General features: G+C 29.9%; 7 protein-coding genes and 2 pseudogenes. 2 read left to right on the top strand and 7 right to left on the bottom strand.

What is annotated here, in order from left to right:
* The 4 genes and pseudogenes from Q4Q35_RS06255 to Q4Q35_RS06240 form a co-directional block, all read right to left on the bottom strand.
* Nucleotides 1-834 (bottom strand): annotated as a pseudogene (locus Q4Q35_RS06255) (hypothetical protein); the annotation flags it as partial.
* An 18-nt stretch (nt 835-852) separates the two neighbouring features.
* Nucleotides 853-2,307: a RagB/SusD family nutrient uptake outer membrane protein gene (locus tag Q4Q35_RS06250; protein ID WP_303277088.1), complete on the bottom strand. Its 1,455-nt coding sequence runs from the start codon at nt 2,305-2,307 to the stop codon at nt 853-855.
* 5 nt (nt 2,308-2,312) lie between these two features.
* The gene (locus Q4Q35_RS06245; protein WP_303277087.1) at nt 2,313-5,744 is read right to left on the bottom strand and encodes a SusC/RagA family TonB-linked outer membrane protein; all 3,432 of its coding nucleotides are present in this window, start codon (nt 5,742-5,744) and stop codon (nt 2,313-2,315) included.
* Nucleotides 5,745-5,900: 156 nt separating this feature from the next.
* Nucleotides 5,901-7,034 carry a FecR family protein gene (locus tag Q4Q35_RS06240; protein WP_303277086.1) on the bottom strand — a complete coding sequence of 378 codons (1,134 nt, stop codon included), beginning with the start codon at nt 7,032-7,034 and terminating at the stop codon, nt 5,901-5,903.
* Nucleotides 7,035-7,155: 121 nt separating this feature from the next.
* Between Q4Q35_RS06240 and Q4Q35_RS06235 the strand changes: the two genes are divergently transcribed.
* A complete protein-coding gene (locus tag Q4Q35_RS06235) occupies nt 7,156-7,740 on the top strand; it encodes an RNA polymerase sigma factor (protein WP_303277085.1) in 585 nt (194 codons plus the stop codon).
* A gap of 669 nt (nt 7,741-8,409) precedes the next feature.
* Nucleotides 8,410-9,897: a T9SS type A sorting domain-containing protein gene (locus tag Q4Q35_RS06230; RefSeq protein WP_303277084.1), complete on the top strand. Its 1,488-nt coding sequence runs from the start codon at nt 8,410-8,412 to the stop codon at nt 9,895-9,897.
* Nucleotides 9,898-10,124: 227 nt separating this feature from the next.
* On the opposite strand, the pseudogene Q4Q35_RS22475 reads toward Q4Q35_RS06230, so the two are convergent.
* The 3 genes and pseudogenes from Q4Q35_RS22475 to Q4Q35_RS06220 all read right to left on the bottom strand — a co-directional run.
* A pseudogene (locus Q4Q35_RS22475) lies at nt 10,125-10,797 on the bottom strand (IS30 family transposase); the annotation flags it as partial.
* 253 nt (nt 10,798-11,050) lie between these two features.
* Nucleotides 11,051-11,896 (bottom strand): alpha/beta hydrolase family protein, encoded by an 846-nt coding sequence (locus tag Q4Q35_RS06225; protein WP_303277083.1) that lies wholly within the window; start codon nt 11,894-11,896, stop codon nt 11,051-11,053.
* A gap of 1 nt (nt 11,897) precedes the next feature.
* The gene (locus Q4Q35_RS06220; RefSeq protein ID WP_303277082.1) at nt 11,898-14,657 is read right to left on the bottom strand and encodes a PD-(D/E)XK nuclease family protein; all 2,760 of its coding nucleotides are present in this window, start codon (nt 14,655-14,657) and stop codon (nt 11,898-11,900) included.
* Nucleotides 14,658-14,680: the final 23 nt, after the last annotated feature.

Genomic DNA, 14,680 nt, shown 5'->3' with positions numbered 1-14,680 from the left:
TTCCTTAATACAGGGGCCACACCAAGTTGCCCAACAATCTATCAACAATACTTTACCTCTGTATTGATACAAACTAGTTTCTCCTCCATCTAATGAAGGAATGGAAAAATCATCAGGGGTACCGCCTACAAATGATCTTTTGATTTCTTCGACCTCGTATTTAAAAACCATTGCTTCTTTTGAGTTCTTAATACGGTCAGACAGGTTGTTAAATGCCTTTTCAACTACAGGTAGCGGATCAAACCGTAACATATAGTTTTTTATATAAAAATAAGCTCCAAAACTATCCGAATAATTAGCTAAAATATTAAGCGTTTCATCAATAAAATCGGCATCAAATTTTGCTCGCGTTTTTTTTAAGTCTTCATCACTTAGTTTTCCTTCTCTATTTGCTACCACTACTCTATTACTTTTGCCTCCCCACACAGTTCTTCTATCTTTATAATTGACTTTAAGCTTCGCATATACAGCATCTTCTTTTCCTCGATCTAAATCAAAAAGATATTTTGTGTATTTCTCTGTAACAACTTTTGCTAGAATATTAACATCAATAACAACCGCATCTTCAATAATAAAATCTTCTTTAAACCTTGTACCTACAATTGATAATCTGGCTTCTTTAATTTCGCTAAAAGCGTCTCCTGTAAAAGTAAATTTGCCATTTGCATCTACATGAGCGGAACCTAAACGTTTTACAACTCTTAAATTAGAAAGTTCTTCTAATACTATTTCTTTTCCTTCACCGCCTTTAAAAACACCATTAATTACATATTGAGGCTTTTGAAATGATGAAAATAATAATGCTGTTACTAAAATTATAAATATATTTCTCATATACTGATTTTCTATTGGTTACCTATCGTATAGAGGCATATCTGGATTAAATTGTATAACATCGTTAGAAAGTGGTAAAATATACCTTGGATCGTTTGGTGGTAATGTATAATCAACACCTTTTATAGTATGAGTTATTGTTTTAGCAAAGGCAGGTTCTTTATTAAGCCTTTTTAGATCCACAAACCTAAAATCAGAACGAAAACTAAACTCTCTTCTTCTTTCTTCTAAAACCTTTATTAAAGCCTCTTCATTTGTCGCCACTGTTAATGGCACATTGTTGGTAATTCTATAATCTCTAAGATAGTTTATATACTCCATGGCTTTATCTTTACTACCAACCCTAGCTTCTGCTTCCGCTAAAATAAGATATAAATCTGGTAACGACATTCCTACATTTCTTCTCACAAAGCTTGCAAAAAGTGTCTTACCAGGAAAATCAATAAATGCAAAAATTTGAAATTCAGATCTATCAGTGTCAAAATACAATTCTCTACGTTTATCTATTGAACCACTTGGTAAATCTTTTTCATATATAGCTACTAACTCTTCTGTCGCAAAAGCCATGGCATCAAAATTAGTTAACGATTTTTTGATATACATGTTTTCTGATATATCTACCATCTCTTCCATCAGTTCTTTAGTAGTCTCGTTTTTAATTCTTTCTTCCCATTCACCTCTACCAGCAATGTATTTTTTTAAATCTTGCAATTCAAAAGTCTCTTTATTATCTAAAGCTAAATTTGCATAAGTAAGTGCAGTATCAAATTCCCCCATAAATAAATATACCTTAGCTAACAGTAAATAACCAGAAGCTTTTGTTGGGTGGTAATTACTTGAGGCAGTTACGGGAAGAGAAGAGGTAGCTTCTAACAAATCATTAATTATTTGATTATAAACTTCTTCTACAGAATTCCTACCGTACTCTGCATAAATATTACTTTCTAAAATTAGAGGCACACCATAATCTGTACTAGCTGTAGCAGGATCGTAGGCTTTTGCATAAAGATTTATTAATTTAAAATAATTGTATGCTCTACCAAATAAGGCTTCTGCTCTAACAGCTAATTTTTCTTCTTCAGATGCATCTGTAACCTCCATCACATCACTTGCCACAAAATCATACGTATAAATTTGTTGATAAGATGATGTGAAAAATTCATCATTTTCATCTTGTGGATGCGTAGGTCCAGAGTTAAAATAATAATAATTTACACCAAACTCTGGGGTATCATTAAAACCAACGTCAAGAGGCAAACCTGAGTCTACAAGTTTTTCTAAATCATCCGTAAAAAGATTAACATAGCCCAATTCTAACTGGTTTATAAGATTTGGATCATTCAATAAAAACACATAATCCTCATATTCTCTAGGTATAAATTCTCCTTTTGGTTTTAGCTCTAAGAACTCATCACAAGAATAAAAATTTAAAATAATTAGTAATGCTAGTACTATTTTATAAATATGTTTCATTATTTTTAAAAGTTTAAATTAATTGCAAAAGTATATGTTGGCATAACCGCAGTTCCTCTGCTACCGTCTTCTGACCAAGCTTCAGGATCTAGATTATTTCTATTATTTGACCATCTAAATGGGTTTCTTACATCAAAAGTTAATCTCAAATTAGAAAAATTAATTTTTTCTAAGATCGCTTTAGGCGCATTATACGCTAAAGTTATATTTCTTAACTTCACGTAATTTGCCTTTTGAACATGTATATCTGCATATGTCCATATATTTCTTTGAGCACTTTCAACATAATTAGGATTATCTTGATTATCCCAATGAAGTGCTGGAGCTGTATATATATCATCCTCATCACCTGGCTTTTTCCAATAATTTAAATGTATCCTATCTAAATTACCAGTTAGGTCATGTGGATTTTTAAAGGTTGAATAATGACCTGCGGCTACATCTCTCTGAACATGTCCTCCATAATAAATAAAAAGAAAAGACAAATCAAATTGTTTATAAGTTATATTATTAGTGTATGATGCATGATATGGAGGATCATAAGTTCCTTCATCTATCAAATCTTCCAGACCTAATTCAAGATAATTCTCTACAATAGTACCATCTGCTTTATAAGCTAATGGAGCTCCTTTTTCATTTAAGCCAGCATAGCGAATAGAATAAAGTGTATTTAATGCTTGACCTTCTCTAAGTTGATTCTCATCAAGATAATTTTGTGCTAATGAAGTATATTGTTCAACAAACTTTGTAACTTTATTTCTATTGTAATTAAGGATTAAATTACCATTCCATCTAAAGTCATCAGTATTTATAAATTGTGTATTAAATTGAAATTCAATACCTTTATTATTTAATGAAGCATAATTTTTAGGAAGTCTAGTCCAACCTAAAATAGGATCTGAATCTACATATGCAACAGCGTCTGTGGTATTCCTATTATAAAATTCAATAGTACCTTTTAATTTCTTAGAAAACAACTCATAATCTATAGCTATATTGGTTATATTCGTTTGCTCCCATCTCAACTCTTCATTTGGCGGAGACTGTATAATAGCAGATGTTTCTCCTGCATCATTATCATCAGAAACTATTGCCAAAGCATATGGCCCACCATCATCAAAAACATTACCACTTATTCCATAGGTAGCTCTAAACTTTAATCTATTAAGCCATGACAAAGGTTCTGTATCTATAATGTAGTTTGCCCCAAAAGACCAAAGCGGACGATATTTATATTTAGGGTTTTTACCAAAGACATTAGATTCGTCTATTCTTGCACTTACATTAATTCCTAATTTATCATCAAACATGTAGGAAGCGTTTCCGTAAACAGATATATACCTATCATCTGTACTTCTGTAAGCAGCTTGTGGTGTAAACTCATTAGCATCAGCAAAAGTTAAATTATCAGGATCATAACCATAACGTGTAAATCCATATGAATCAGTAGTTACTTGTCTTCTTTCTCCTCCTAGAAGTAAATTTACATCATGTTTTTTATTAAATAACTTAGAGTAGTTAAGTTGCGCTCGTAACGTATATGAACTCCTATCTCTAAATGATTCAGAAATTTGATCTCCATAAGGGATATTATAAATAATTTTATCATCTATTATTTCAGTTTCATTGTTTACCGAATTGCGAACAGTATAACTGTCTTTTGAAGAATACCTTACACTACGGCTTTTACCAATCTCTTTTTGGCCTCTTAATTCTAAACCCAATGCTTCTGAAAGCTTAATATTTGTTTTAAAATTTATAATAACAGAGGGAATTTTAGTTGTTATGCTTTTTTCCTTCAATTCATTCAAAGGATAATACGATAGATCTAAATAACCTAGTTTAATACGTTCTTCATTATAGCTACGGCTATAAATGTGATTCCATTCAACCGGATTTCCATCTTCATCTCTAAGCACTTCATAAGGAAGTCTTGAGGGACTTATGAAATTAATCCCAGTAATCCCTACATCATAACCTACATAATTATAATTACCTAAAACAGACATATCAAAATTAAGCCAATCGTTTATTTTAAAATAATTTTTTATATTAAGCCCTAGTCTTTCATTAGGTCTATCTTTATCAAAAGAACCATTACTTGTATAATTAAAAGATAATGCATATTGATGGGTTTTAGACCCACCTCTTAATGAAAGGTTATGCTGTTGTGTATATTTTGGAGTTAATAACTCATCTACAATTTGATCATATCCATCTAACCCCCTAAGTCTATCTAATTCTGAATTTAAAAAATCTGTTGAAATCAAACCACCAAGATGATCATACAATAATGTATTAACTTCATCTAAAGCTAACCTTGAATTTTTTCTTGATCCCAACATATCTTCATTAAGATCAGCTATGGTGTTAAAAATATCTACCTGATAATCAACAAATTCTGGAGATGTCATTAAGTTTTGATAGGATCGACTTGGCAGTGGCTCTATTTGAAATGATGATCTATAGCTAAAAGTTGGCTTACCAACAACACCTTGTTTAGTCGTTACCACAATAACTCCATTTGCAGCTCTAGCACCGTAAATCGAAGCTGCTGAAGCATCTTTTAAAACTGAAACATTCTCAATCTCATTAGGGTTAATAGACTCTAATTCTCCTTCATAAATCACTCCATCTAAAACAATTAAAGGATAGCTTTCTCCATAAAATGTGGAAACACCTCTAATCACTGGGTCTCCCCTATACAGAGATAACCCACTTATAGTTCCTTCTAATCTTTCTAAAATATTTGTTTGAAATTTAGTTTCTATTACTTCGGCACCTACAGATTCAAAAGAACCAACAGATTTTGCCTTTGAAACCGCTTGATATCCCGTATTAACTATTTTCTTTTCTGATACAACTACTACTTCATCTAGCTCATTATCAGACTCTTTTAAAACAACATTTATCACTTTTTTGTCGTCTACCTTTATACTTTGTGTTTCAAATCCCATACTAGAAAAAATTAACACATCATTAGTCTTAAGACCTGTAATACTGTAATTACCATCGAAATCTGTTAAAACTCCCTTTCTAGTCCCTTTAATTTGAACAGTTACATTAACTAAAGGAAACTTGTTTTCATCAGTAACATTTCCAGTAATTGCCTCTTGTATTATTCTTGAAACTTCTTTTTCTATTACAATTGTATTATGTTTAAGTAGTTCAAAATGATAATCTACATTAGAAACAGCTTTAGATAGTAAATCTTTCACCTTAATAGTACCTTTATTTAAAGTAACCAAAGGAAAATCTTTAAAAAGATCTGAACGGTATATAAAAGTATAATCTGTTTGCGACTGAATAATATCAAAGATTTCATCAACGGTAACTATTTTGTCCTCCTTAATTGTAACTTTTTCATTCTGAGAAATAATATCAATGGGTGTTAAACTAAAAACGGTAGAGCAAAACAACAACAGTGTTGTTCTCATAATAAAGTTTTTTGTCGTTTTCCTAAAAAAGTAAGATTCTTTAGTAAAATTAAAATTCATAAATTTGTAAAGTATTAGTTATTCATTTAATTAATGTATTTAAATCTAAGGGATGAGGTTAATTTACTTTGAGCGGTATAAACTTCGTCTCTTTTTTTATTCCAGAACTATTTTTTTATCATACACTTTATAATTCAGATTAATATTTCTTTTAATAGGTTCTAAAATCTCTTCTAAATTCATACTTTTACTTAAGACACCATTAAATCTTATATCTTCAAGTTTTTTATTTTCAATAATTATATCTATGTCATACCATCTAGACAAAGATTTCATAATATCCTTTAGAGGTTTATTTTTAAAAGAAAATATACCTTTTCTCCAAGCTGTTTCATTATAAACATTAACAGTTTGAATTTTAATATTACCCTTTACTTCATTTAAAACAGATTGTTCACCTACTTTTAGTTTTTCTTTAAAAACTTCATTTCTTACAGACACTTTACCTTCGGCCAAAGTGGTATAGACACTTTCTTCATCTTTATAAGCTTTTATATTAAATTCTGTACCTAACACTTCTACTTCTTGCAAATTAGACACAACTTTAAAAGTTGCTCCATTATGATTTTTGCTAGGAGACACATCAAAATAAGCTTCCCCATATACAAGTACTACTTGACGAGTTTCTCCTTTTTTAAAGGTTACAGGGTATTTTAATTTTGATTCAGAATTTAACCAAACCTGCGTACCATCTGCTAACTTTACCTCAAACTTACCTCCTCTTGGTACAGTAAGGTAGTTGTACGATATGCTAGCACTTCCTTTTTTATTATATATTATTTGCTCTCCATTACTTTTAACCTTTTCTGTGTTATAATACTGTCCTTTTTCTAATACAACACTAGAACCATCTTCAAGAGTTAAAGTAGCCTTATCAACACCAGGGCTTACGACTTCTTCAAAAGAATTTAAATTATTAATTGGTTTTTGATTGTTTTTAAAGAAATAAGACAATGAAAACATAAGAACTATTAAAGCCGCAGCAGAGTATTTAAACCAATTTGGTAAAACATACTGCCTTGGTTGCTCCTTTTCATTTATTGTATCCCATATTTTTTTATAGGCACTATCTATATCTGGTTTATTTAGTAATGTATGGATATCATAATAATCTTTTATATAGTCTTTAAAAAGTTCTTGGTTTTTCTTTTCTCTTAACAATACTTTAAGCTCACTTATCTCTTTTGAAGAGATTGTATTTGTTATATATTTTATTGTTATTTTTTTCAATGATTTGTTTGTTTTAATTTAGTTTGTATATTCTATACGTTAATTTATTATTTTACCCTTAGCCTAATTTTATTTTTTTTTAGCATATTTGCATTTTTTAATTAGAAATTAAAAAATTAATTTGAAAGCTCTCTCTAACGACTCTATATTGGCTAAAAGTATTAAAAAAGGCAATAGAAAGGCATTTAGGATATTGTTTGAGCGTTATTATAAAAAACTTTTAGATTATGCCGTTACCTATACTCACGATTTACATGAAGCAGAAGATATTGTACAGCAAACATTTATAACACTTTGGAAGAATAAATTAAAAATAAATACTGAAAAATCTATTAAAAGTTATTTATACAGAATAACATATAACACTTATATTGATACTTACAGAAAACAAAAAAGAAGAGATGCTTTTTTTAATGAACTTAAAGAACAAGTTCTTAGAGAGAGAATTACAGAAGACTCTGAAGTTTTAGAAAAACGTATTACTAAATTAAAAAACACAATAGAAAAACTACCAGAACAATGCAAAGAGATTTTGTATTTGAATAAGTTTGAAGGTCTTAAGTATAAAGAAATTTCAGAACAATTAGACATTTCTATAAAGACAGTAGAATCTCATATGTATACCGCTTATAAAAAAATACGAAAAGCTTTTAAAGAAGATAATTTATTTTTGTTCTTCGCCTATAAATTTGGTTATAAACAGTAACCGACTTATTATCTCCCTAGCTTTTGTTAAAACTATAATATTAACTGTATTATCAATCTCTGCACTATTTATGATGGTTAACAAAAACCTTATAAATACAATCTATTTCCTTTTCCTCTATGTGCAAATACATTGGCTTAATCTAACTTCTTTAAAAATATTTTTGTCTACTTTTAGTAACTATTCTTACACTAGTAAAGTGCTTTTAATACTTATATTCTTCTCAAAATCACAACAAAATATTTTTTTGGAAACCAAATTCAATCTTATGAGGCAATATACTAGCAACTAAACTTTCAGTATCACACCAAGTATAACAATCATAGTCTATTAATAAAATATTAATTGATAGAAATTAAGCAACATAACTTATAAGTTTCAACATGATTATCTCTTCTATTTTTTAAAAACTGCTTAAAACAAAAACACCTTATTATTACACAATAATTAAATGTTAAAAGACCCTTATCAAAGACACACAAGCCTTTTACTTTTTGTATGTTCTTTTTAACTATTACACAAAACAAAATAAGCGATTTTATGATTTTTTAACAATAAAACAAAGAAAACACAAGATTTAGTTATAAGAATTTGAAAAAAAAATAAAAATTAACTAAGGGCAAAAGAATAACCTAACGTAATAGTAATACAATTTTAAAACTAATAAAAATGAAAAAAATTTACTTTTATGCCATACTATTACTTTCAGGTATGGCAAACTCACAGATCACACTTGTAAAAGACATTAATAACTCTGGTACTCAAAATTCTTTTCCTACAGATTTATTTGCATTTGACGGACAAATTTATTTTGCTGCAGATGATTCATCTGGATCTAATACTGGTGGTGTAGATGTAGGTAAAGAACTATGGGTTTCTGACGGTACTGAAGCTGGAACAAGGTTAGTAAAAAATCTTGATGGAGCTGGTAGTAATTCTGACCCAAACAATTTCTTTATATTAAATAATGCATTATATTTTCAAGCATACGACTTAGGAACAACTAGTTACAACATCTACACTACTGATGGTACAGAAGCTGGAACAGTATCATTAGGCAATAATTTCCAAGGAGGAACACCTATTGTTGTTGGTAATAAAGCTTATATGAGATCTTTTATTTGGAATAGTGATTTTACTGTATTAGATGGTATTTATTATGAATTTAATGGCACAACCTTTAAAGAACTACCAGATAGTGGGTCAGGTTCAGTAGACATTGGGTTTGCGTCTGAATATATTGGTTTTGATAGTAATACTATTTTATTTAATATGGAATATATTTTAGCAGGAGAAACTCCTCTTGGGCCAGAATTATATTCATACAATATTACTGACGAAAGCTATACATTGGTTAAAGATTTTGGTGATGATGGTGGTGTAAATAATGATTATAAACTTATGACTTATTTAACAAAACTAGGAAACTCGGTTTACTTTGTGTTTGATAATAAATTATGGGTTACTGATGGAACCACAAACGGAACAATACAAATATCAACAGCTAATGGAGTTAATGCCGTTAAAAATTTATATGCTTGGGAAGATAAATTATTTTTTGAAGGTGATGCTGGTGCCAGTGATCAACTTTATGTATATGACCCAGCAGCAGACTCTTTAACAGATCTTAGTGGCCCATTTGGGATACCTGGTAATCATGACCCAATTCATTTTGCTGCTCCTGGTGATGGGTATTTATATTACACTGGAAAAATTGGTGGTAGCGCTTACTACTTATTTAGAACAGATGGAGTAGATATTGAAGGAGTAGATGTTGCTACAATTGACTCAGTTGATGATATTGTTGTGCTTAATCATAAACTTTATTTTGAAGCTGATTTTGTTAGTACAGTTGATAATATAGGAAGAGAATTATTTACTTATACAAATGATGTGTTAAATACATTAAATACTTCTACATTTGAATTAGATAGTTCATTTTCAATTTATCCAAATCCATCAACTAACGTGTTAAATGTTCAATCTACTTTAGGAGGAGAAATTAACTATACTATTTACAATATAACAGGTAAACAAGTACTTAAAGGTACGATTGAAAATGATATAATTAATCATAATTTAACATCAGGATTATATCTATTAAAATTAGATAACGGTTCTCTTTCAACCACTAAAAAAATTATAGTTAAAGATTAACTAATAAATTAGTTTTGATAAATTAACAAATATAAAAATGTCGCCCTATGTGGCGATATTTTTTTAGGATATACATAATTATATCGAATATTTTTAACCTATATTTATTCAACTACAGTGCATTCAAGACTTTAACGCAACAAAAGTTGCTAATTAGTTATAGTACAAATTTAATTTTTCTTTCCAAAAAACCTAGATTTTTCTGAATGCTTTTTAGAAAGAAAAAATTAGACAGAGTTTTGTACTAAGACTTCAATGGGTATTTTAAAATCTAATACCTTTCTAGGTATGTTATTAAGTTTGTTTTGTATACTTTTTAGTTGTTTATTATCTATATATTTAAAGTCTGTTTTTTTAGGTAGATAGCGTCTAATAAGCCCATTAGTATTTTCATCCGTTCCACGTTCCCAAGAGGGATATGGATTAGCAAAATAGATGTCCTTTTTAGTGTTTTTAGCGAACTATTTATGGTCCAGCCATTTCAGTTCCATTATCGTAGGTCATTGTTTTTGTTAGTTGGTTATCAAAACGATTCAATTCCTTGGCAAAAGCTCTAGTTACAAATTTAATAGTTCTGTTTTTAAGACCAATAATTAGGGTATATCTGGATTTACGCTCTACGATAGTTCCGATAGTAGATTTTTAATAGAGAAGAAGCTTTATGAGTTTTTTATTCAGACTAGCTTGTGGGTGCGAGTAGATGTGCATATAGATTGCTTCGTGCGATATTGTCATCACAGAATCATTTGGAAAATCGATTTTAATTCTACCTGAAATCTGTTCAGGTGACCAGTTTTTTAAAAGTCTTTTATAGACATAAAAACGCAGTAAACTATGTGTTCCTATTTTATCTAAATTCCGTTTATTTAGGCAGTCATCTTTAGCAAGCCAATCGAGCAAGAGGGGCTATCCCATATTAATATGAAGTTATATTGGGGATTCAACATAGGCTTAACATTTTAAAAAACAAATGAAAATAAGAGAAATCATATACAAAATTTAATGCTGTGTAACTTATTGAAATTCAGCTAAAAAAATAAATATAATAATGAGTAATATTATAAGTAGAGACTGGCAGTCAAGAGGTCGTCGGTTCGAATCCGATCCTCTCCACTAATAATAAGCTTTACAGAAGTGTGAGGCTTTTATGTTTTTAACCATTTCCTAAAAACAATACTATCGCGTTTACAGCTTCTTTTAACTGATCTGAGAGCTCTTTTTTATCCCAAGGATGCGATGCTCCAAAGACATGATTGGCTCCTTCTATAATTTCCAGTTTGCTATTGGAATTCCATTTATGAAGATTTTTGGCTTCTTCAATTAAAACACTGGTATCTGCATTACCATGAATAATTAAATGTGGTATTTTCAAATTAGATGCTGCTCTTTTAATCGTTAAGCGTGCTTCATTTTTCACAAAGTCTTCATAAAATTGATAGTAATGAGGCATTTGCTGTTTGGTTCTGCCATTAAGAACATATTTAACACCCTCTTTTTTCCAAGATTCTAAATCACCCACTGTGGCAGTTCTTTTGCCAAAATCGCAAACGCCTGCTAAACTTATTACATTTTTAATACGGGAATCCTCTTCTGCTTTTATTGAAACAATACCGCCACCGCGACTGTGTCCTATCAAACTAATATTATTTACATTTCCTTGATCTTTTATGTCTTTGTTTTCAAAAACCCAATCAATTACAGACTCCAGATCATCTAATTCTTTTGTGTAATTATTATTCCCAAAAGCTTCCAGATCTGGAAAGTCAATGGGTTCATTAACAGTACCCCCATTATGTGAAAAATTAAATTTTATAAAGCAGAATCCAGCTTCTGCAAATGTGTTAGCCATCAAATTCCAGGCTCCCCAATCTTTAAAGCCTTTATAACCATGACAAAATATAACAATGGGTTTGTTGTTTTCTTTTGATGTATAGGTAACATCAATTAAAATGGGTTTGTTATGTTTACCATCAATAGCACTAATCTTCTTATTAATCATTTTATAGTTCTTTTTCAGTGAATGGAATATTGGGATCGCAAATCTCTAAAATGAGTTGCTTTAATTCTTTACTAAAGTTATTAAGAGTTTCTTGAGTAATCAAGGCTTCTTTTTTGGCATAAGCCCCTGCTTTATCTTTTTTAGAGAATTTTAAAAAGCCTTTATTGAGATTTTTAAATGATATAATACCCGCTTCAACAGGTAATTTCATATTATTCGAAAGTTGCATCATATAAGCATACGTAAGTACCTGAAAACTTTTACTGTATTTGGAGTAATCGGTTGTTATAGTTTCCCAGTCCACAATTTCAACATTATTTTGTTCTACACGACCGGTTTTGTAATCTATAATCCTTGTAACACCATTACATTCATCAACCCGATCAACTTTTCCTGTAATCGTAACAGGAAAATCCAATTCTGGAATATCGATTACTACATTATTATCAGCCTCAATAGCTATTATTTTTATTTGATTGCCAGCTTTTAAACCCTCAATTTCTAAATCTAAAAAGTTTGATACATAGCGTTTGGCTATTTCAAAAATTATTAGGTTTTTGCCTTTAGTAATATCTCCTTCTTTATAAACATCTGTAAAGTGATGTGTTACAGTTTTTATAATACTGGCTTTTAGTTTCTGAATGATCTCTACAGTTATAAAAGCACCTACTAGTGGCTTATAAAAATCTTCAAGTGTATTATGTACAACAGTTCCTAACGTATTTGCAGCTACGGTTTCTTCTACATTATCGTGCTCTTTTATCTTTAATACTTTCTGGTAGTAAAAATCTATTGGGTTTCTTATGTAGTTGGTTAAAGATGATGGAGAAAACCCTTTTTGAGCGACTCTTTTTAACTCGTTTAAAACTGAGGTTGTTTTATCTACAACGTTTAGCGACGTTTCAATTATAGGTACTTGGGGTGCTATAATTTGATGATTCATATGGTGTATACCTTCTAGCTCTAATTGTGTTATAAACCTACTTCTTTCACCTCCTGTCAAAACATCTGCCTCGGTATTGTAAAGGATGTAAACATTTTTAGCACGCTGTAGAAGCCTGTAAAAGTGATAGGTATAAACAGCATCCTTTTCTTTATAAGTAGGCAGATTATTTTCTATTTTAACATCAAAAGGAATAAATGAATTATTGGTTTTTCCGGAAGGAAGAATACCTTCATTAACAGATGATATAATAACGGTTTCGAAGTCTAAAACACGAGATTCCAACATCCCCATAATTTGGAGCCCCTGTAAAGGCTCTCCTTGAAAGTCTAAAGTTTCAGAACTTAACAATTCTTTATAAACACTATACAGTGCCGAAATATCTTTAATGTGTTGGTATGTAGTGTTTAAACGGGTTAATTCGTTGAACAGTTCGTTAAAACGAAATAAATATTCCAACGATAATAAATTAGAATCTTTTTTGTCCTCCAAAAAAGTTTTAATGTGTAATATTAATTGAGAACAATTCTTTAAAGCTGTATCAACAGATTTATCCCAATTTGAAAACAATAAATCAATGATATTATGAGAATTACTTGCTAGGTCTTTTAAACGCTCTGTAGTTAAGTAGACTAAATTGTTAGTATCAATTGTCTCAGTTATTTTTGTTGCGAAATCTATCTCTTTATTATAAAATAAAGGTCTTATAAATTGATGTGATATAATATTAATGACATCTTTGTAGTAAAATGTATTTGACGGTGTTTTATGTAAATGAAATAAGGCTTCGAAAAGAGAAGCTATGGGGATAGATTTTAAAGGGAATCCCATAGTTATATTAAGCGCTTCAACAATTGGTGGAAGCGAATTTAATACTGGAATAAGTAAATTTTCATCACCTAAAACAACTGCTGTATTCTGTAATGATGAATTCTTTTTTTGTAAATCATTTAAAAGAGTTCCTATATATTTTGCTTGACCAATATTTTTTGGAATGCCAAAAACCGACACATTTTTTTCTTTTGAATAATTTGTAGTAACCCAATTAAAAGGGTTATTTTTAAAAAACGCCCAATTATTTCTATGCTGTCGGGTAAATAATGCAGCATCATGCTTTTGGTTGTTTATAAAGACACTGTCGATATCCCAGTATGTTTTTGCTAAACCGTTTTTAAGTAATTCTTTTATGATGGTTATTTCGGAAGTATTTAAAGCATTAAATCCTAGAAAAACATGTTGTTTTTCGGGATTATCTTTAATATAAGATTTTAAATTCTTAGCAGCTTCTCTGTAAATTAAACCTTGATAGCCTATTTTTTTAGTTATAAGTTGTTTTGTAAACAAGGTATAATAGTTATGGAGCTTCTTCCAAAATGATAGGTAATTTTTAACAAAATCGGTTTTATTATCTTCTAAAGACCAGTGGTTTAAATCTTGAATAGCACTTAAATAATCAAAAATGTTTTTTTGAGGTATAAGATACCTGTCTATCTCATTAAAGTCTTGAAGTAAGATTTGAGCCCATTTTGAAAATGATTCAAAAGAATCTGCTTCTTGGCTCTTGGTTAATGTAATATAAACGTTATAAAACTCAAAAAGAAGCTCTGTATTCGATATACTTTTAAGTAGCGATAAGTCTTCTACAAACTCTTCAATGCTTATTATATTAGGCGAAAAAATCGTTTGTTTAACAACTTTAGAGAGTTGATGCTTTAGAAACAGTCCAGCTCTTTTACTTGGTAGAATAAAGGTTAATTCGGAAAGACTCTCATTTTTATTTTGTAAATCTTTTAGAACATCAAAAATAAAAGTTGTCATTTAAGTTTAATTGGTATTATATA

The sequence above is a fragment of the Flavivirga aquimarina genome, from assembly GCF_030540835.1.
Taxonomy (GTDB): Bacteria; Bacteroidota; Bacteroidia; order Flavobacteriales; family Flavobacteriaceae; genus Flavivirga; species Flavivirga aquimarina.
The sequence above is the reverse complement of the archived record's forward strand: the minus strand, read 5'-3'. Positions and strand labels throughout refer to the sequence as shown.

Bases quoted from the DNA above. Each gene is read 5' to 3' on its own strand.
- Q4Q35_RS06245 (WP_303277087.1), bottom strand. From the start codon at position 5,744: ATGAGAACAACACTGTTGTTGTTTTGCTCTACCGTTTTTAGTTTAACA.
- Q4Q35_RS06250 (WP_303277088.1), bottom strand. From the start codon at position 2,307: ATGAAACATATTTATAAAATAGTACTAGCATTACTAATTATTTTAAAT.
- Q4Q35_RS06225 (WP_303277083.1), bottom strand. From the start codon at position 11,896: ATGATTAATAAGAAGATTAGTGCTATTGATGGTAAACATAACAAACCC.
- Q4Q35_RS06220 (WP_303277082.1), bottom strand. From the start codon at position 14,657: ATGACAACTTTTATTTTTGATGTTCTAAAAGATTTACAAAATAAAAAT.
- Q4Q35_RS06230 (WP_303277084.1), top strand. From the start codon at position 8,410: ATGAAAAAAATTTACTTTTATGCCATACTATTACTTTCAGGTATGGCA.